This is a genomic window from Rossellomorea aquimaris, assembly GCF_020171925.1.
Lineage (GTDB): Bacteria > Bacillota > Bacilli > Bacillales > Bacillaceae_B > Rossellomorea > Rossellomorea aquimaris_F.
The window spans coordinates 1,417,945-1,435,915 of the sequence record NZ_JAIVAR010000001.1 but is presented as its reverse complement, the minus strand read 5'-3'; the positions used below and the strand labels follow the sequence as shown (position 1 = coordinate 1,435,915).

The window sequence follows — 17,971 nt, the reverse complement described above, 5'->3', positions numbered from 1 at the left end:
GCTGATGAATGATTTTCAAAAACCAAACAAATTCCATATTCAAGGAATCGCCTGGAAGGAAGCCAATTCGTATATACCTCTCGAAAAACTCGAGCATTCATTTAACGGGATAAACGTCCATCTTTCTAAAGGAACAGAGGAATGTGGGGATTCGTTAACATTTGAATTTGAAAATGTTACAAAAGAAACGAGGAAATTAAAAGTGTTCTTCCTGGTGGAATGGCTAGCATGTTGCGAGGAAACGATCGGTGTCCTTTCCCTCTCTAATGATGCATTCTACAATTACCGGAAACAGGATATGGCGATGTCCAATGTGGTGACGTGTGCAGACAATGTCAAAAAAACACTTTATCCGTTGAATCTGAAAGGGCTCAAACTCTGGAAAAAGTCCTTAAAAACGGGCATTCTTCATTACTATCCAATAACAAACGGACTCCATATGATGGCCTATATGCTTGAATATACATTCAAGCCATTTGAAGTGAAACAAGGGAAAATATTCGCGGTTGAAGAGGGTTTGCACGGAGAAAAACCAATTTTAGCCGAGAGAATAAAAAACGGACTAGCATTTCAGCAGGAAAAATGATATTATAGAAAAGTCGTATGGATAGATGAAGATAGAGAAGTTTGGAGGGAAATCATAATGCGTGTAAACATTACTTTAGCTTGCACAGAAACTGGTGAGCGTAACTATATTACTACTAAGAACAAGCGTAACAACCCAGACCGTCTTGAGCTAAAAAAATATTGCCCGAAATTAAAGCGTGTGACTCTTCACCGCGAAACGAAGTAAGCAGCCGGATTTTATCCGCTGCTTTTTTTTTGCCATCAGCTTTTCCTAAGGCGAAAGAGATTTTATTGGGTGGCTTAAAAGTTACAAGGTGAGATACCGTTCTGACTGCTGATATAATTTGTAGTTAAGAGGAGGGCAATCATGGATAAAAAAACGTTGAGAGCTAAACAACTTGAGACTTTGAAGGAAATTCCCACTTTAGAATATGAACAAAAGTGCCACAAAATAGAGCAAAGGCTTTTTCGCTCAGAGGAATGGTCGGACAGTCAGGTGATTGCAGTCACCGTTTCTAAAGCTCCGGAGGTCAATACATGGAATGTAATCAAACGAGGCTGGGAGCAGGGAAAGACCATCTGTGTACCCAAGTGCACACCGCAAACGAGACAGTTATCCTTTTATGCACTGGATTCATTTACATCTCTGGAAAAAGTCTATTATGGCCTTTACGAACCGAAGCCAACCATTTGCGAGTCAATACATAAAGAACAGATCGATGCAGTCATCGTCCCCGGGCTTGCTTACACTTCAAGCGGGTACCGTTTGGGATTCGGAGGCGGGTATTACGACCGGTTCCTTTCTGGATACGAAGGGTATACCCTATCCTTGGCTTTCACAGAGCAGATTGTGGAGACACTGCCCGTTGAGCCATTTGATATCCCGGTAGCAAAGCTCATAAGTGAAGACGGATGGTTACACTGTGAATGAATCGCTTGCTTTCACAATCCTCTTTATCGTGCTTGTGTCTTACGGTGGTTGGAAAACTAAGAACTTAAGTATTTCCGGAAGCATTTCCGCTTTTGTATTCGGCTTGATCCTCACCTTTTCTTATGATTGGAAAGCCCTACTGTTAGTAGGTGCATTCTTTCTGAGCTCCAGCATCTGGTCGAAGCTTTTTTCTCAATCTAAAGAAGAGATCAAGGGACGTTTGGAAAAATCGTCTGTGAGAGACTGGCAGCAAGTATTGGCTAATGGAGGTCCTGCCGCCATCTTCATCCTCCTATATTACTTTACGGGAGAAGGTGTATGGCTTGTCTCATTCGGCGCAGCGATTGCGGCTGCGAATTCTGATACTTGGGCATCAGAGATCGGCCCATTGAGCAGTGATCCGCCTTTTTCCCTCCGCTCGTTCAAGCGAGTGGAAAAAGGGACATCAGGTGCTGTGTCTTACATCGGTACGCTTGCTGCTTTTACAGGTTCATCCTTTATCGCGATTCTCTTCATGGTTCTTATCGGTCCTTTCGAATGGGGAATCTTCTTATTGATCAGTGCTGCAGGATTCGTGGGCAACCTCATTGATACGGTAGCGGGCGCGTATGTACAAGTGGAGTTTACATGTCCTGTATGCAATGGTAAGACAGAGGCTACCTCACACTGTGGTACGAAAACGGTAAAAAGCAAGGGAATCGGATGGGTGGATAACGAAAGTGTCAATTTCGCTTCAAGTCTTCTTGCGGGACTGTCCATCCTTCCGTTCTATTCGCTTTGAAAAAACAATGGATAAACTGGGGGAGGAAGTATCAAACTAAACCCAGGAGGGATCATGATGAACGGATGGACGAAATGGATCGTACTGGGCAGCCTGATTTTATTGCTGATTCCAAATCGATATCGAATACTCAATTTGCTTCTAGGGAATAACTTTATACGCCGTTTTGCTGTACAGGGAGCAATGAGCATCCCTGGACTTCGCTCGAAGTTCATTCAAAGTACATTCCGCTAAAAGAAAAGAGTCTGGGACAAAAAGTTTTAGACAAAATGAAACCCGAACTAATCAGTCTGTTGAGAGACAAATTAGTTCGGGTTTTTATATTGTTTAAGTATACGATTAGATTTTACTGCTATGTAGAGATTGATTGGAGTGGGGCTCAGCTTGGCGAGGACGCTCACGGGCTACCCGCGGAAGGCGAAGTCTTATACGGAAATCATTAGCGGTATTAAAAACTGGAACTGATTTTGTTCGATTTTATATGTTGATTTCTAACTATATCCCAACCTCATTTTCTTTAGCGTTTTCACTCCAGCATCTTAATAGCTTTACATCGTAAAAATAGACAGGGTATAGTAGCATTAAATCAGAATGCAGGAATGAGACATCCTGTAAATCAATGGAAAGTAGTGGATGTAGTGAATTTAAAGTATCATTACCTCTTTTGGAAAATGACCCATTATCTTATCAAACATAAACGATACAGGGTGTTGAACCTTTCACGGGAGCAAGACGAAATTTGGCTGGAATCGACCGAATTGAAAGAGCCTGACATCATCAGGCTACGCCTGAAAGACCTTGACTGGGGAGGCTGGGTGAAAAGGGATATCGAGTTGACGTCGCAAAATGCAGAACGCATTCGAAAAAAAAGACATAAGCGCAGGCTGAAACTAAAGAATCTGTACATATCGACTTACCCTCCGGTGGATGATGAGGGTAATTTATTCGGGGTGCAAGCAACTGAAAGAGAACGAAACGTCATAGAATCCTTGTTGGTTGATGAGGCTGCGGGAACGGAAACACTTAATAACGATGATTTATTCAGTGAAGGTGATTGGGACCTTCCGGAGGATGTACTCGAAGCACATGTTGAATGGATGAAGAATAATGCCTTAAGTGCATCGAATGAACAACTTCAAACAGAAAGGAAGTTATTTCAACGAGGAAAACCATTATTCACGTATCTATTCATGGCAATACAGGTGATCATGTTTTTAGTTTTGGAGATGAATGGAGGAAGCCAAAATCCCCAAACCTTGATCGAATATGGGGCCAAGTATAATCCGTTGATCATCGAAGGGGAATGGTGGAGACTTGTGGCACCGATCTTTCTGCACATTGGATTGCTCCATTTACTAATGAACACCCTTGCCCTCTTCTACTTAGGGACGGCCGTTGAGAAAATTTATGGAAGGACCCGATTTGTTCTCATCTATCTGCTATCCGGGATTGCCGGATCTTTTGCCAGCTATTTATTTACAACCAACCTCTCTGCAGGGGCAAGTGGCGCCATTTTTGGATGTTTTGGCGCACTACTATATTTTGGTGTTCTTTATCCGAAAATCTTTTTCAGGACAATGGGTACGAATATCATCGCGGTCATTATACTGAACCTGGCTTTCGGATTTACAATCCCGGGCATTGACAATGCGGGACATCTGGGAGGGCTGACCGGTGGTTTTCTGGCTGCAGGTATCGTCAGTGTGCCAGGGGTCTTACGCCCGGTAAGGCAGTTGCTGGTCCTTTTGCTTTCTGTTTTACTGGTCGGCGCTTTTTATGTGAACGATCAGCAGGCATCCCCATCCGAGTGGGATGTGAATACTTTAAATGGTGTGGCTCAGGAGAAGATTTCCAACCAGGAATGGGAGGAAGCTGAAAAACTATTGAGCGATGTGGTCGACAATGGTTCCCCGAATGCAGAAACCTACTTTTATCTCTCTTATGCAGAAATCAAGCTGGGTGACTCGCTCCAAGCGAAGGATAACCTGATAACTGCGCTCGATAAGAGGGACGATTTTCACGAAGCACATTATAACCTCGCCCTTCTTTTGGCTGATAGCGGCGAATATGATGACGCCTTGATTCATGCAGAAAAAGCCTATGAATTAAACAATCAAGAAGAAAAATATAAGGAACTTATCAATCAACTAAAGGAACGGAATTAAAGGACGGGAATCTGTTGCTTTAATAATGAAGGGGCTCCCTTGTTATCAATCAAGAGTACAAGGACTTCTTTTTTATCTTTTTTGATCAGAATCAACGGGATGGTGCTGTCGAGGGAATCAACGATGGTACCATCTTCTTTTTTAATTCCTAAATAATAATTTTTATATAAACCCTCCCATAGATTTCCGATCAATCTCTCCCATGACATCTTGTCAAATCCTTCTAGAGGCTCATTTTCCATGGCAGGGAGCTCTGTGAGTGGGAACGCATGGTATTCTTCGACCTGTATCCCAAGAGATTCGATGCCTTTCTCCCACAAGAAGTCCAGTTGTTGTGACGAAACCCGATCCAGGATGCTCTTCCACTCTTTCTCTGCATCATTGCCAGGCTTTCTGAAAGAGTTCAATGGACTGAAATTGGAGTCTATTACATAGAGGCGGTCCTCGGTCATCTTTTGTGAGCTTGTATACTTTTCATCATCATCATGAATCTCGGAATAATGAAAGGACAGTGCCTGTAAGAGACTGCTCTCCTTTCCTTTGATCGTCTCTTCCTGGACGATTTGATCGGTGTCCTGTTCCCATTCATTCATCTTTCCCTTCAAACGTCCATTGATGAATAGGAATCCGACATCCTGACGTAGATATGCGGGTGTATCAAGTTTAGATGAAGTCTTCCAGTTCACCTCATAATGTTGATTTTTCTTCTCAGGTTGAAGTGTGAGGAGGGTACTCGCAGATTCATAGGTAACGTCCTCGTTGATCGGGAAAAAAATGATGCTTTCACGGGTTTGGGGTTTATAAATGAATTCGATTCCGATGGCCAATATGACCATGAAAATCAAAAAGGGGAGAGCATGGATGACCTTTTGTTTCATAAGCTTCACTCCAATGGTTTGTCCGGTGCTACATTCATATGCCGGCGAGTGGTTAATTATGTTACCATGTATGATTTATCCTTCCATTGTCTAGGATGGTAAAGTGGTAAAACATGTTAATGGATGAGGAGTGAGGGCTGGATGACAAATGAAAAAAAGCCTGTCTCTATAAAGATTGAAGAGAATACAAGATATTTGAAAGATGTGCTGGCTGTCGATAAGAGCTTCGATGTCATACAGCTGGATTTAGAATATGCCGAAAGAAAAATGGCCATGTTCATGGTCGATGGCTTCGTCAAAGATGACATCATGCATTATTTGATGAAACTCTTATCAGGTCTGGATCCGGATCAATTGGAAGAAAACACGTTACACAAATTGTTGAAAACGTATATCCCTTATATTGAGATCGAACAGGTTGACGACCTTGATAAAGTTGTCGATTTAGTGCTGGCTGGTCCAACCGCACTAGTGGTGGATGGAATCGATAAGATCATCATCATCGATGCCAGGACCTATCCAGTACGTGGGCCGCAGGAGCCGGATATAGAAAGGGTAGTACGGGGTTCGAGGGACGGATATGTTGAAACAATCGTCTTCAATACCGCATTGACAAGAAGAAGAGTACGGGATCCTTCTCTCAGGATGGAGTACATGCAGGTCGGGAGAAGGTCAAAGACGGATATTGTTGTTTCCTATCTTGAGGATATAGCAGACCCGGAATTGGTAAAAAAGATCAAAGACTCGATTTCCAAGATTGATACCGATGGACTTCCAATGGGCGAAAAAACACTGGAAGAATATATTTCCGGGCGGCATTGGAATCCTTATCCAATGGTAAGATATACGGAGAGGCCGGATACAGCGGCCACTCATCTTTATGAGGGACACGTGATCATCATGGTCGACGGTTCACCGAGCGTCATGATCACGCCGACGACGTTTTGGCATCATCTGCAACATGCGGAGGAATACCGCAATAAGCCGACTGTCGGGGCTTACTTAAGATTTGTTCGGTTCATCGCGGTCTGGAGTTCCATTTTCCTGCTTCCGCTATATTACTTATTTGCGGTACAACCAGACTTACTCCCTGCACAATTCAGTTACATCGGGCCGACTGAAACCGGAGAAGTCCCTTTATTCCTTCAATTCCTATTGATTGAGATCGGAATAGACATACTCAGGATGGCGGCCATCCACACGCCTTCTTCCCTTGCGACGGCACTAGGGCTGGTGGCCGCATTGATGATCGGTCAGGTAGCCGTGGAAGTCGGGTTATTCGTCAATGAAGTCATCTTATATCTTGCGATTGCTGCAATCGGTACATTCTCGACTCCAAGTTATGAGTTGAGCCTTGCGAACAGGCTTGTGCGGATCTTTCTGCTCGCATCGACATCCTTATTTGGAGTCTACGGTTTTGTAGGGGGCACTTTTCTCTGGTTGATTGCATTATCACGGATGAAATCATTCGACATCCCTTATATGTGGCCGTTCATTCCGTTTAACTTCCGTGCGTTCAGGGACGTGTTCCTGAGGTCACCGATCCCTCTCAAAAATCGGAGGCCGCGTTTCCTTCATCCGAGGGATCCCGATCGTTAAGAGGTGTTGCATGAAGACTTCCTTAAGGTTTTATTCCTGTAGGAAGTCTCTTTTTTATTTCAATCTGCTCTCCTTTATTTCGATAAGAAAGAATTGAGTACACTGCCTTTTTATCATATACTTTAAGGTGAAGAAAGAAAGCAGGTGTAAGAATGAAAACGATTTATGATATCCAACAGTTCCTTAAATCATATGGGACAATCATCTATGTTGGACATCGTCTTTCAGACCTGCAGTTGATGGAAGACGAGCTGAAAGAGTTGTACAAGTCCCAGTTGATCGATACGAGGGATTTCCAGACAGCTTTGCTGATATTAAGGCAGGAAATAGCGATAGAAAAAGAAAAACAAGAATAAGGGTGATTCTAAGATGGAAAAATGGCTGGTAGGTGTAGATCTCGGAGGTACGACGACGAAGATCGCATTCTTGAGTAAATACGGTGAATTGTTACATAAATGGGAAATCCCCACGGATACTTCTGAGAACGGTAAGAACATCATCGTCAATATAGCGAAAGCCATCGACAGGAAATTGGGCGAGTTTGATCAATCCAAAGATAAATTGGTCGGGATCGGCATGGGTGCACCAGGTCCGGTTGATGTGACAAAAGGGATTATTTACGAAGCCGTGAACCTTGGCTGGGATCAAAATACTCCATTGAAAGACCTCCTGGAGGTGGAAACAGGACTCCCGGCTGTCATTGACAATGATGCCAATTGTGCTGCACTCGGAGAAATGTGGAAAGGCGCCGGAGACGGTGCAAAGGACCTCGTGTGTGTCACACTTGGCACAGGTGTTGGAGGAGGAGTCATCACCAATGGTGATGTTGTGCATGGCGTAAGGGGTGCCGGCGGTGAGATTGGCCATATTACAGTGGTGCCCCAAGGCGGATTTCAGTGTAATTGCGGTAAAACTGGCTGTTTGGAAACGGTCGCTTCTGCCACCGGTGTCGTCCGTCTGGCAAATGAACAATTGGATTCGACCTCAACTGAATCGGTTCTAAGAGATACACGCAACCAAAAGCGTGAAATCAGTGCAAAAGATGTGTTTGACGCCGCTAGAAATAATGATGAACTTGCAAAGGGAGTAGTCGATCAGCTTGCCTTTTATCTTGGCCTGGCACTTGCAAATGCAGGGAATGTATTGAATCCGGAAAAGATTGTGATCGGAGGCGGAGTATCAAGGGCCGGTGATATTCTGTTGAATGGGGTGAACGACTATTTCAAACAGTTTGCCTTCCCGACGGTTAGGACTTCTACTCATTTGAATATTGCCACGCTCGGAAATGATGCTGGAGTGATCGGGGCAGCATGGCTGGTAAAGAATAAAATATAAACGAAACTGGGGCGCCTTTTGGCGCTCTTTTTTTGTCTTTGTGTTTAGGGCACATGCCTAGTTAGTGAAATCAGTCCTTCATATGGAAAAAATCCGACAACCTACGGAATTGGGCAGCGGTGTCTAACAGAGGCATCCAAAAGATCACAACAAACTTTGGGAATAGAGCTTTTCTGAAACGTATTAATGTTAGCGGACAACCGGACTAGTGGGTAACATGTCGTGTTTTGATAGCAGAGGTAGAGCATATTTGTGGTGCTAAAGAATCATTTTTAGATAATGGGGACAGGATGAAACTTTTTACTGTTTCATACGTCTAATAGGATGGGTAGGAGAATAAGGTGTAAAATATCATTTTAACCTATTGGTATTAATTGAGGTTTGACGTTTTGTAAAAAAAGTATTAAGATAACTCATGGTTCTATTTTAGAAATCCCTTAATTTACCAGGGAATAACTTACAATTTATGTTACATACGAAGGACCAGCGTAAGTAGCAAGGAGGTAACAAAATGAATAATAAAAAGATTCCAAAGGCTCCGCTTGTCGTCATTGCGGCATTATTGCTTTGGATCAAAACGTACATCGTCTATAAAACTAGCTTTGATATAAAAATAGAAAACACAATTCAAGAGATCATCCTCTTTATGAATCCGCTAAGTTTCTTACTCTTCATCTTCGGAATCGGGTTATTGATGAAGAAGGATAAGTCCCGGACCCGTTATGTGATCATCACGAGCTTCATCTTATCATTCATCCTTTATGGGAATGTTGTTTTTTATCGATTCTTTGATGATTTCTTGACGCTTCCTGTTCTTTTCCAAACAAGCAACTTCTCTGATCTCGGAGGAAGTGCGAGTGCAATCATGAGCTGGAAGGACCTGTTCTATTTCTCTGATGTCATCATCTTGATCGCTTTGATCAAACTTATACCGTCAGGGTTCTCGCTTGGTAATTACAGTCGTGCGAGCAGAAGGGCCTATTTCCTTGTTGCGACTGCTCTTATGTTCTTTAACCTTGGCCTCTCTGAATCGGAAAGGCCTCAGCTTCTGACAAGGACGTTCGACCGCGAGATGCTAGTAAAGAATATTGGGACATACAATTATCATTTGTACGATATCTTCCTTCAATCGAAGTCTTCTGCACAGAGAGCATTGGCAGACGGAAGTGAGCTTGCAGGGATTGATAACTATATTAGAGCAAGTTACATCGAGCCAGATGACGAAATGTTTGGTGTAGGGAAAAACAAGAACCTGATTATCGTATCAATGGAATCACTTCAGAACTTCGTCATCAATGAAGAAGTGAACGGACAGGAAATCACACCATTCCTGAATGATTTCATCGGTGAGAGTTACTATTTCGATAATTTCTATCATCAAACACAGCAGGGGAAAACATCTGATTCCGAGTTCCTGCTCGATAATTCACTTTATCCACTGAACAGGGGTGCGGTATTCTTTACCCACTCAGGTAATGAATTCGAATCAATGACAGAGAAACTAAATGAAAATGGTTACTACACAACAGCCATGCATCCTAATAATAAGAGTTTCTGGAACCGTGACATCATGTATGATTCACTGGGGTATGACCGTTTCTATTCATTGAAGGACTACGAAGTGACAGATGAAAACTCTGTTAACTGGGGGATGAAGGATATCCCGTTCTTTGAACAGTCCGTCGAGCATATGAAGGAAATGCCGAAACCGTTCAGTACGAAGATGATTACACTGACAAATCATTATCCTTTCACGTTGGATGAAGAAGATCAATTGATTGAACCGTATACATCAAAGGATGGTACAGTCAATCGTTACTTCCAAACCGTCCGTTATATGGATGAAGCATTGAAAAACTTTATTTCCGACTTGAAGGAATCAGGCTTGTATGAAGATTCCATCATCGTAATGTACGGTGATCACTATGGAATTTCCGAGAACCATAATACAGCCATGAGTCAGTATCTAGGAAAGGAAATCACTCCTTTTGTGAGTACCCAGCTGCAAAGGGTTCCGCTCATCATCCATGTTCCTGGACAAGAAGGGAAGACGATTTCCAAAGTTTCCGGTCAAATCGACCTTAAACCGACGATTCTCCATCTGATGGGAGTCGACACAAAGAAAGAGATCCAATTCGGTGCAGACCTTTTCTCTGACCAACACGAGGACTTCGCAATCCTGAGGGATGGGCGCTTCATCACAAAGGATTATGTATATGCCGGTGAAACATGCTGGGATAAGGGTACAGAAGAAGAAGTCGAAATGAAATACTGCAAACCATACCAAGAACGTGCAACTGAAGAATTAGAGTATTCCGACAAGATCATCTACGGAGACCTGCTTCGTTTCTACGAAGAAACAGAATACCGGGATTAAGATCAATAACTGGTAAGAAAGCTTGCGAATTGAATTCGCAAGCTTTTTTTTGTCATGATTCATGGAGTCTTTCATATGAGTAAGTAAGGATGGTATCAGGGAGGTCATATCCGTGAAAATCACTGTTAGAAAAGGCGATACATTCTGGTACTACAGTCAACTTTTTTTCTTGCCAATAGATTTACTGATCGACTCAAATCCTTCATTGGATCCCGATGACTTGAAGATCGGTGCGGAAGTGGAGATACCGGGATTCGTAAAGGAACGTTATACAATCCAACAGGGGGATACATTCTGGAACCTCGCCCTTCAAAAAAATATTGGTGTGGATGCTGTCTTGTTAGTAAATGAAAATATAAATCCTAACACATTGAATATAGGGGCAACCGTCAATTTGCCTTCGAGGGTCATCAAGCCGATTGTTAACGGAAGGCAGGCTTACACATCGGAAGTGCTGAAGAAGGACCTTGAAAGACTGAAAGAACGATATCCCTTCATTAGGTTGAACTCAATCGGAGAAAGCGTAATGGGGAAACCCCTATATGAAGTTGAGATTGGCAATGGAAAGAAAAAGGTTCATATGGATGCATCATTCCATGCTAATGAGTGGATCACATCGTCAGTCTTGATGACATTCATAAATGAATATCTGTTATCATTGACAAATTCGGGACGGATTAGGGGGGTGTATACCCCATTGGTGTACAGGGATGTAAAAATCTCTTTCGTCCCGATGGTCAACCCGGACGGGGTAGATCTTGTGTTGAAAGGACCACCTGCCAATTTGAAAGATCAGTTGCTCAAAATGAATAGCGGAAGCACTGATTTTACCGGATGGAAGGCAAATATCAGAGGGGTGGATCTGAATAATCAATTTCCGGCTAAATGGGAAATCGAAAAAGAGAGAAAGGAACCGAAGTCACCAGCCCCGAGGGATTTCCCAGGTGATAAGCCCCTTTCAGAACCCGAGGCAATCGCGATGGCAAACCTTGCAAAAGAAGAAGAATTCGATCGATTGCTTGCTTTACACACACAAGGAAAAGAGTTTTACTGGGGATATGATGGCTTGGAACCGGATGAATCAAAACGCCTAGCGAAAGATTTCTCTAGAGTAAGTGGGTATGAATCGGTTAGGTATATAGACAGTTATGCAGGTTATAAAGACTGGTATATTCAAGAGTTTCAGAAAGCGGCGTTTACACTCGAGTTGGGAAAAGGAATCAATCCGCTTCCGCTGTCTCAATTCGATGAGATTTATCGAGATACATTGGGGATTTTTCTTGTCACGATGTATAGATGGTATGAATGAAGGGTGAAATAAGAAAAATAGGTGATTTTTACTGTTTTTTTTGAAGGGAACATAGTAGATTTTTCAGTGTGGGAGGAGTAAAATTAATCATCGAGTTTTTTCTGGCGAGGAACGATCCTCTAGAATATAAATCCTTTTATTGGATATGTGATGACCACCGTGTGACAAGGCTGATGATGCGAACGTCACATTTCATGGTCATCATTTTTTGAATTATTGACATGTTTTTAACATTATTTTGAAACATTTTTCATGATTAAACGTACTACTTAATAGGAGAGATTTGGAAGGGGGAGTTTTTTTGAAAAGATACAATCTGATCGTATGTTTCTTTTTTGCAGTCATCATGATAACAGCATGTCAATCACAAGACGCTAAAACTCCCCCGTCTTCAGTCGCTTCCCAACCGAAACCAGTGTTTCATCAAATAAAAACGCATATTCTCCAATCGGAGTCATTCAAAGAGAATATCGACTGGTTATCAGACACAGAGATCTTGACTGTCAAAGACGAAAACGGATCAACCGCTTTATATATAACGGACCTAGTCGATGGAACGAGCAAGAAAATCTATGAGTTATCTGCTCCGTATGTACAATCGATCGTTTCACCTGACAGGGATAAGATCCTGATCCACTCTGCCCCATCTACATACTCTGCCTTGATCACGATTATCGATCGTAATGGGAAGGAAATCGTTCGTGAAGAGGTTCCATCCTATGAGATGTCGGTTGAATGGAATGCCTTCAATACGGATAAACTCCTGATTACAAGCTTTGCAGAAGATTGGAGCTATGAAGTGAATGAGCTTGACTTAACAGACACTGAAATGGAGGCAATCGAAATCGAGCAGCCTTTCTTTAAATGGAATTCAGAAGTTTCTGTCCTTTATCAGGATTGGAATGATGAAGAGTTAAGTGTTTCAGCCCCTCTGGTAAGTGAGAATCTCTTGGATCGGAAAAGGCAAATCATCGATCCTTGGAGCATCCATTTCAATCGTTTCCGAGAGTTTTTGTTATCGGTCCATGAGAGCGGGGAAGCGGACGACTCTTTTTCCTTCCAATTGTTCAATGAAGAAGGGGAGGTCCTGTCCCAATTCAACATGATCCTTCTAAGCCGGTATTCTGATTGGTTCATTCCATACTATGATATGATAGAGGAGAAGAAAGAGTTGATCATCTTCAAGGCAAACGATAATGGTTCTTTTGATTCTTATTCAGGTGCTTTTTCACTTGTGAAGTGGGATGTAATCAAGGGAAATGAAAGTATCGTATATGAAGACCTTCCACTGGAAGAAATTCAGTGCTCCCCTCAAGGTGATTATTGCTTATATGGCAATCGGCTTGAAAAGGTGATAAACATGAGAGAACCTGTTGTTTTGCAATTAATACAAGAGGAAGGATAGATTTATCATGGCTATTGTTGACGTTACGGTCATTCCAATCGGTACAGAGACACCAAGTGTAAGTTCCTATGTCGCTGACCTGCAAAAAATACTAAAAAAACATGAAGCGGAAGGAACGATCCGTTTCCAACTGACTCCGATGAACACCATCATAGAAGGGGAATTATCCACCCTGCTAGGAGTCATCCAAGAAATTCACGAAGCCCCATTCCAAAAAGGGATAAAGCGTGTTGCGACCAACATCAGGATTGATGACAGAAGGGATAAAAAGGGGACGATGGAAGGAAAGCTTTCTTCCGTTCAACGGCATATGGAGTGAATTGAAAAAAAGCGGTCACCTTGATGAGTAAAGGGTTCCGTTTTCGGGTGCATTTTGTATAAACGACTTTAAAACTGACCTATGGATTGGCATAGGTCAGTTTCTTATTATATCAAGGGGTTAAAGCGTGTGAATGGCAGTCCAAATGACAAGTTTTAATCCGGACAACAGCTATTGTCCTCATAATAAAAGGTGCCAAAATGAGGGTCAATTGCCTCGCCGTTTTGACTGTCAAAAATAATTCGGCAACCTAACCTATGGTGAAATAAGGTTAGGCAGAGAAATCTTCTATTCCATTAAAGGGCAGGTTAACGGAATAAGTCAGTGTGCCTACATATGAAACTTTTTCAAACCTAACACGTAAATAAAAATATAAGGGGGAAATTTTTATGATGAAAAGAATACTATTTTTACTATTGTCGTTACCATTGTTTTTAATGGGGTGTAACCAAGGCTCCTCGAATTTAGAAGAATACAATCAAAGTGAATTGAAAGAAAAAATAAGTGAGCAGCTACTCCAACCTAAGCTTCCAGCAAAGCTGCCGTTTGAGTTAGCAGAGTCATCATTTGATGCAGGTCCTTCTGGGAATGAAAGTACCAAAATAATCATTGATTTCTATGGAGAAAAAAATGAGCATTTAGGACTCGTCGCTTCAAGTAAAGTCAGTTTAAGCTCGGATTTAGAAAAAGAAAGTGTAGATATCGGAGAAATAAAAGGAAAATATGCAGAAAACGAAAATGGAGTAAAATATTTAATGTGGAAAGAAGGGAAAATAAATTATACATTACAATATTTTTCTCAGGCTTCTGAAACGAAAATTGAAAAACAGGAACTTATTGATACAGCAAAGTCCTTTGAATAGTTTATTCTATTAAAGGGGGCTATAGCTGAAGATTGGCAACTGATCTTCAGCTTTTCGTATATTCGATTAAAGGAGCAGGATTGTTGAATAGTACAATAATTGTGTATTGTGTTTAGGACCACAAATATAAAGGAGTTTTTTGCAATATGGCTTTATTATTTTTACTATCTCTTATAGTGGGAATATATTTGTTAACATTGGGAATTTGGGAGTTAAGAGAAGGAAAAAACAGAAAAAAGTACACTACATATACTGTTATTGGTTTATTTTTGATTTTTGTTTTTCCAAGGTTATTTTCCTCATTCTAAGAAGACAACCTTCTTCAGCTATAGGGGGCTTTAATGGAAGATCGTTGTGCCGGTACCAATTACTATTACAAAAAGAAAAGAGGCTGGGACAAAAGTGTTTTACCCTAAGTAAAACCCGAACTAATTTCGGTTATAAAAGACAAATTAGTTCGGGTTATTAATTTGAACAAAAGGACATTTGAATTTACCTCTATCTAGCGGTTGATTGAAGTGCAAGATGAAGACTCCTGCAGCTAGACATGTGAGACCCCGCAGGCGAAGCCGAGGAGGCTCACGGGCTACCCGCGGAAAGCAAAGTCTTGCACGGAAATCATTAGCGGTAGTAAGAGACTACACTCAAATTGTTGGTCTTTATGTGGAAGTTTTTAAGTTTTGTCCCAGCCTCTTTTTACTTTTTTATAGCCGCCAGTTTGGGTGTCAAAATAAGTAGTGTCATTAGGAATTATTTTTTGGGTTATAGCACCTCAAAACGGAACCCTTTACTTGATGAGGCACCCGCCTTGTTTATATGGAGTAGTAACTTGCCAAAGTAAAAAGCCTTCCTGTACAGGAAGGCTTTTTACTTTGAATCATTCGATTTAGTGACCACCTGGATATCCAGAGTGAAGGACAGTCATAATCGTAAACCAGCCAAAAACGCCAAGTGTCGCCAATGAAAATACAATGCCGAGAGCATTTTTGTTTTTGAATGTGCTTACTACTGCAAACAAAGCCAATAATGAAACCAGTGCTGTAATAATTACAAGACCCATTTATATGACCCCTTTCATGTAAAAATATGTTTTACTAACCGCTTACAAAATACTGATATTTAATATGTACATAAATGCACTCATTAACATTTTATAGTTTTTTCTATTATTTGTCGAGGTTAAAAATTGACACTTCTATGGCATTTGTTTTTCTCTTCCTCATTGCTTCTGCTACAATAGCAGTATCTTGTTAAAGTAAATGGAGGTAGAAAATGATGCAATGGAAGCGCATGCCGTTAGGACCGCTGCAAACCAATTGTTACATTCTATGGGATGATGCCAATAGATGCTTGATCATTGATCCCGGTGCTGAAGGTGAAAAATTAGTAAGCTGGCTGGATGCACAAAATTTAAAGCCTGTGGCAATCCTATTGACTCACGCTCATTTCGATCATATAGGCGCTGTCGATACTGTGAGGAATACATATCATGTACCGGTATACCTACACGAGAAGGAAGCCGAGTGGCTGATCGATCCAGGGTTGAATGGCTCAGGGCTTTTTGGAATGGGGAATATTCAAACTGCGCCTGCAGATCACCTACTATCATCAGAAAAAACGCTATCGATCGGCGGTTTTACACTGGGACTATTTGAAACTCCGGGACATTCACCTGGAAGTCTTTCTTATTATGTACAAAGTGAGGGAATAGTATTTGCCGGGGATACACTTTTTATGGGGAGCATCGGCCGAAGCGATTTGCCCGGCGGGAATCATGAACAATTACTCTCAAGTATTCATGATCACTTACTGACTCTTCCGGAATCCACCGCGGTACTTCCGGGACATGGCCCAGAAACGACAGTTGGTGAAGAAATGGACGGAAATCCTTTCTTGAACGGTTTTTAATATCGGTAGACAAAAAAATTCCCTTTAGCCATTTGGCTAAAGGGAATTTTTTATTAGTGTCCTCCTGCACCCGGAGTCATCATAAAGGTCGTCCAGTAAGTAAACCCAGCGAAGAACACAGTCAGATAGGCACCGAATATGTAGATATACATGCGTTCGGATAGTTTAAGATAGCTTAACATAATGAAGAATCCTGTTTGGCCTAAAAAGATTAATGATGTCGTTGTCATATCACCAAGATAGAACATTACAGCAAAAATTCCAGTCCAGAATCCAAGAACTCTGTACATACGATCCATATGTAACCCTCCTTTGCACCCTAAGTCCATCATTCAATATTATAAATGAACATTACTATAAAAGTAAATATCTGTTTGATGATAGTTTGTGACGATTAGGTGATATCTACTCAAATTAATTTTTTTTGATAGAAAATGCCTTTAGAAAAAATGTGGTGGCAATCACTTTGTACAACTTATATATAACCCTAATCGTACCTTCTGAATAGGATTGGACCGGGATTGATCATCACTGTTACAAAATGTTCAAAAATACTGGAGGGAAAATACTGTACAAAAGTTATACATAGGGTATACAATGTATGTAATCAATAAAGTGAATTGCTTCTTACACAAAAAGGAGGAAACGATAATGGGGAACTTGACGTTTTTTACGTATCCGAGCTGTACCTCTTGCAGGAAAGCTAAAAAATGGTTGAACGCGAATTCCGTTGATTTCAATGAACGCCATCTTTTCAGGGAGACGCCTACCCGGGAAGAATTGGTACAATTACTTTCCTTAACGACTGAAGGCCTTGACGAAATCCTGGCAACACGGAGCCAGACATTCAAAGAATTGGGGAAAGACGTGAATGACCTTCCGCTTTCTGCCGTAATCGATTTGATGATCCAAGAACCGAAGCTCCTTCGTCGTCCGTTACTCACTGACGGCAAGAAATTGGTGGTCGGATACAACCCGGACGGTCTGAAAAGCTTCTCGGATAAAAAACCAGCTCTCCAAAAAAGCAGTTAAAGAGGATTGGAAGGATTGACAAAGGCAGGCATTTTAAAAAATGCCTGCCTTTGTCTGTACTGGGCTAGCTGGATTCGAACCAACGCATGTCGCAGTCAAAGTGCGATGCCTTACCGCTTGGCTATAGCCCATCGGGTTACAAAAAATAGTATGAGAAGTTTGGATGGGAAATATACAGTGAGTTTAAATTTTTTTATTTTTTTATGAGGAGAGAGTTCAATCTCGGAGTGTGTGTCTAGATTATAATTATTCTTATAAGATCATAAAATCCGAATTGGGATCATATTTTTCAGTTTAGGATCATAAGTCTTTAAATTGGAGCGTATTTTTTGTCGAATGGATCATAAAAGCCGTTTAAGGATCATAAATCCTCTTAAGCCAGTAAATTTGACGTCACCCACAGGTCAATATCAATAAAAAATGATACATAATCCTTAAAACGAGTACTATTCCTTCGAAAAAGAACGATTTTTTGTTAACTTCACGACTGATTCCCATTGAA

At 41.5% G+C, this 17,971-nt stretch carries 19 protein-coding genes and 1 tRNA gene; 16 read left to right on the top strand and 4 right to left on the bottom strand.

Going from position 1 to position 17,971, the window contains the following annotated elements; genetic code table 11:
- Window positions 1–4 precede the first annotated feature (4 nt).
- From LCM10_RS07505 to LCM10_RS07480, 6 genes are all read left to right on the top strand, one after another.
- Complete coding sequence (locus tag LCM10_RS07505) at window positions 5–586, top strand: hypothetical protein (RefSeq protein WP_224875511.1); 582 nt, start codon at window positions 5–7, stop codon at window positions 584–586.
- Between the two features lie 57 nt (window positions 587–643).
- The gene (rpmG, locus tag LCM10_RS07500; protein WP_064091498.1) at window positions 644–793 is read left to right on the top strand and encodes a 50S ribosomal protein L33; all 150 of its coding nucleotides are present in this window, start codon (window positions 644–646) and stop codon (window positions 791–793) included.
- 141 nt (window positions 794–934) lie between these two features.
- Window positions 935–1,498, top strand: coding sequence for a 5-formyltetrahydrofolate cyclo-ligase (locus LCM10_RS07495; protein WP_224875510.1), 564 nt, complete (start codon window positions 935–937; stop codon window positions 1,496–1,498).
- Window positions 1,491–2,279: a DUF92 domain-containing protein gene (locus LCM10_RS07490; RefSeq protein WP_224875509.1), complete on the top strand. Its 789-nt coding sequence runs from the start codon at window positions 1,491–1,493 to the stop codon at window positions 2,277–2,279. The genes LCM10_RS07495 and LCM10_RS07490 overlap by 8 nt, the downstream gene beginning before the upstream one ends.
- A gap of 54 nt (window positions 2,280–2,333) precedes the next feature.
- Window positions 2,334–2,513, top strand: coding sequence for a hypothetical protein (locus LCM10_RS07485; RefSeq protein ID WP_224875508.1), 180 nt, complete (start codon window positions 2,334–2,336; stop codon window positions 2,511–2,513).
- 365 nt (window positions 2,514–2,878) lie between these two features.
- Window positions 2,879–4,444: a rhomboid family intramembrane serine protease gene (locus tag LCM10_RS07480; protein ID WP_224875507.1), complete on the top strand. Its 1,566-nt coding sequence runs from the start codon at window positions 2,879–2,881 to the stop codon at window positions 4,442–4,444.
- Here the strand turns inward: LCM10_RS07480 and LCM10_RS07475 are convergent.
- The gene (locus LCM10_RS07475; RefSeq protein ID WP_224875506.1) at window positions 4,441–5,322 is read right to left on the bottom strand and encodes a hypothetical protein; all 882 of its coding nucleotides are present in this window, start codon (window positions 5,320–5,322) and stop codon (window positions 4,441–4,443) included. The two genes, LCM10_RS07480 and LCM10_RS07475, sit on opposite strands and share 4 nt — an antisense overlap.
- A gap of 141 nt (window positions 5,323–5,463) precedes the next feature.
- On the opposite strand from LCM10_RS07475, the gene LCM10_RS07470 reads away from it, so the two are divergent.
- The 8 genes from LCM10_RS07470 to LCM10_RS07435 all read left to right on the top strand — a co-directional run bounded on the left by LCM10_RS07470 (window position 5,464) and on the right by LCM10_RS07435 (window position 14,529).
- Window positions 5,464–6,921, top strand: coding sequence for a spore germination protein (locus LCM10_RS07470; RefSeq protein ID WP_224875505.1), 1,458 nt, complete (start codon window positions 5,464–5,466; stop codon window positions 6,919–6,921).
- Window positions 6,922–7,073: 152 nt separating this feature from the next.
- Complete coding sequence (locus LCM10_RS07465) at window positions 7,074–7,277, top strand: YqgQ family protein (protein WP_224875504.1); 204 nt, start codon at window positions 7,074–7,076, stop codon at window positions 7,275–7,277.
- A 13-nt stretch (window positions 7,278–7,290) separates the two neighbouring features.
- Window positions 7,291–8,256 carry an ROK family glucokinase gene (locus LCM10_RS07460; protein WP_224875503.1) on the top strand — a complete coding sequence of 322 codons (966 nt, stop codon included), beginning with the start codon at window positions 7,291–7,293 and terminating at the stop codon, window positions 8,254–8,256.
- 511 nt (window positions 8,257–8,767) lie between these two features.
- Window positions 8,768–10,633 carry an LTA synthase family protein gene (locus LCM10_RS07455; RefSeq protein WP_224875502.1) on the top strand — a complete coding sequence of 622 codons (1,866 nt, stop codon included), beginning with the start codon at window positions 8,768–8,770 and terminating at the stop codon, window positions 10,631–10,633.
- 112 nt (window positions 10,634–10,745) lie between these two features.
- Entirely contained in the window at window positions 10,746–11,942 is a 1,197-nt protein-coding gene (locus LCM10_RS07450) for a M14 family metallopeptidase (protein WP_224875501.1), read from the top strand.
- 301 nt (window positions 11,943–12,243) lie between these two features.
- Window positions 12,244–13,347 carry a hypothetical protein gene (locus LCM10_RS07445; RefSeq protein ID WP_224875500.1) on the top strand — a complete coding sequence of 368 codons (1,104 nt, stop codon included), beginning with the start codon at window positions 12,244–12,246 and terminating at the stop codon, window positions 13,345–13,347.
- Window positions 13,348–13,354: 7 nt separating this feature from the next.
- On the top strand, window positions 13,355–13,666 hold the full coding sequence (locus LCM10_RS07440; protein WP_224875499.1) for an MTH1187 family thiamine-binding protein: 312 nt from the start codon (window positions 13,355–13,357) through the stop codon (window positions 13,664–13,666).
- Between the two features lie 389 nt (window positions 13,667–14,055).
- Window positions 14,056–14,529, top strand: coding sequence for a DUF4367 domain-containing protein (locus LCM10_RS07435; protein ID WP_224875498.1), 474 nt, complete (start codon window positions 14,056–14,058; stop codon window positions 14,527–14,529).
- 886 nt (window positions 14,530–15,415) lie between these two features.
- Here LCM10_RS07435 and LCM10_RS07430 read toward each other — a convergent pair.
- Window positions 15,416–15,589: a DUF2759 domain-containing protein gene (locus tag LCM10_RS07430; RefSeq protein WP_224875497.1), complete on the bottom strand. Its 174-nt coding sequence runs from the start codon at window positions 15,587–15,589 to the stop codon at window positions 15,416–15,418.
- Window positions 15,590–15,804: 215 nt separating this feature from the next.
- Between LCM10_RS07430 and LCM10_RS07425 the strand changes: the two genes are divergently transcribed.
- The gene (locus LCM10_RS07425; protein WP_224875661.1) at window positions 15,805–16,437 is read left to right on the top strand and encodes an MBL fold metallo-hydrolase; all 633 of its coding nucleotides are present in this window, start codon (window positions 15,805–15,807) and stop codon (window positions 16,435–16,437) included.
- A 53-nt stretch (window positions 16,438–16,490) separates the two neighbouring features.
- Here the strand turns inward: LCM10_RS07425 and LCM10_RS07420 are convergent, their stop codons facing one another.
- Window positions 16,491–16,736, bottom strand: coding sequence for a DUF2626 domain-containing protein (locus LCM10_RS07420; RefSeq protein WP_032087678.1), 246 nt, complete (start codon window positions 16,734–16,736; stop codon window positions 16,491–16,493).
- A 352-nt stretch (window positions 16,737–17,088) separates the two neighbouring features.
- Between LCM10_RS07420 and LCM10_RS07415 the strand changes: the two genes are divergently transcribed.
- On the top strand, window positions 17,089–17,469 hold the full coding sequence (locus tag LCM10_RS07415) for a Spx/MgsR family RNA polymerase-binding regulatory protein (protein WP_263621383.1): 381 nt from the start codon (window positions 17,089–17,091) through the stop codon (window positions 17,467–17,469).
- Window positions 17,470–17,528: 59 nt separating this feature from the next.
- Here the strand turns inward: LCM10_RS07415 and LCM10_RS07410 are convergent.
- A tRNA-Gln gene (locus tag LCM10_RS07410) sits at window positions 17,529–17,600 on the bottom strand.
- Window positions 17,601–17,971 lie beyond the last annotated feature (371 nt).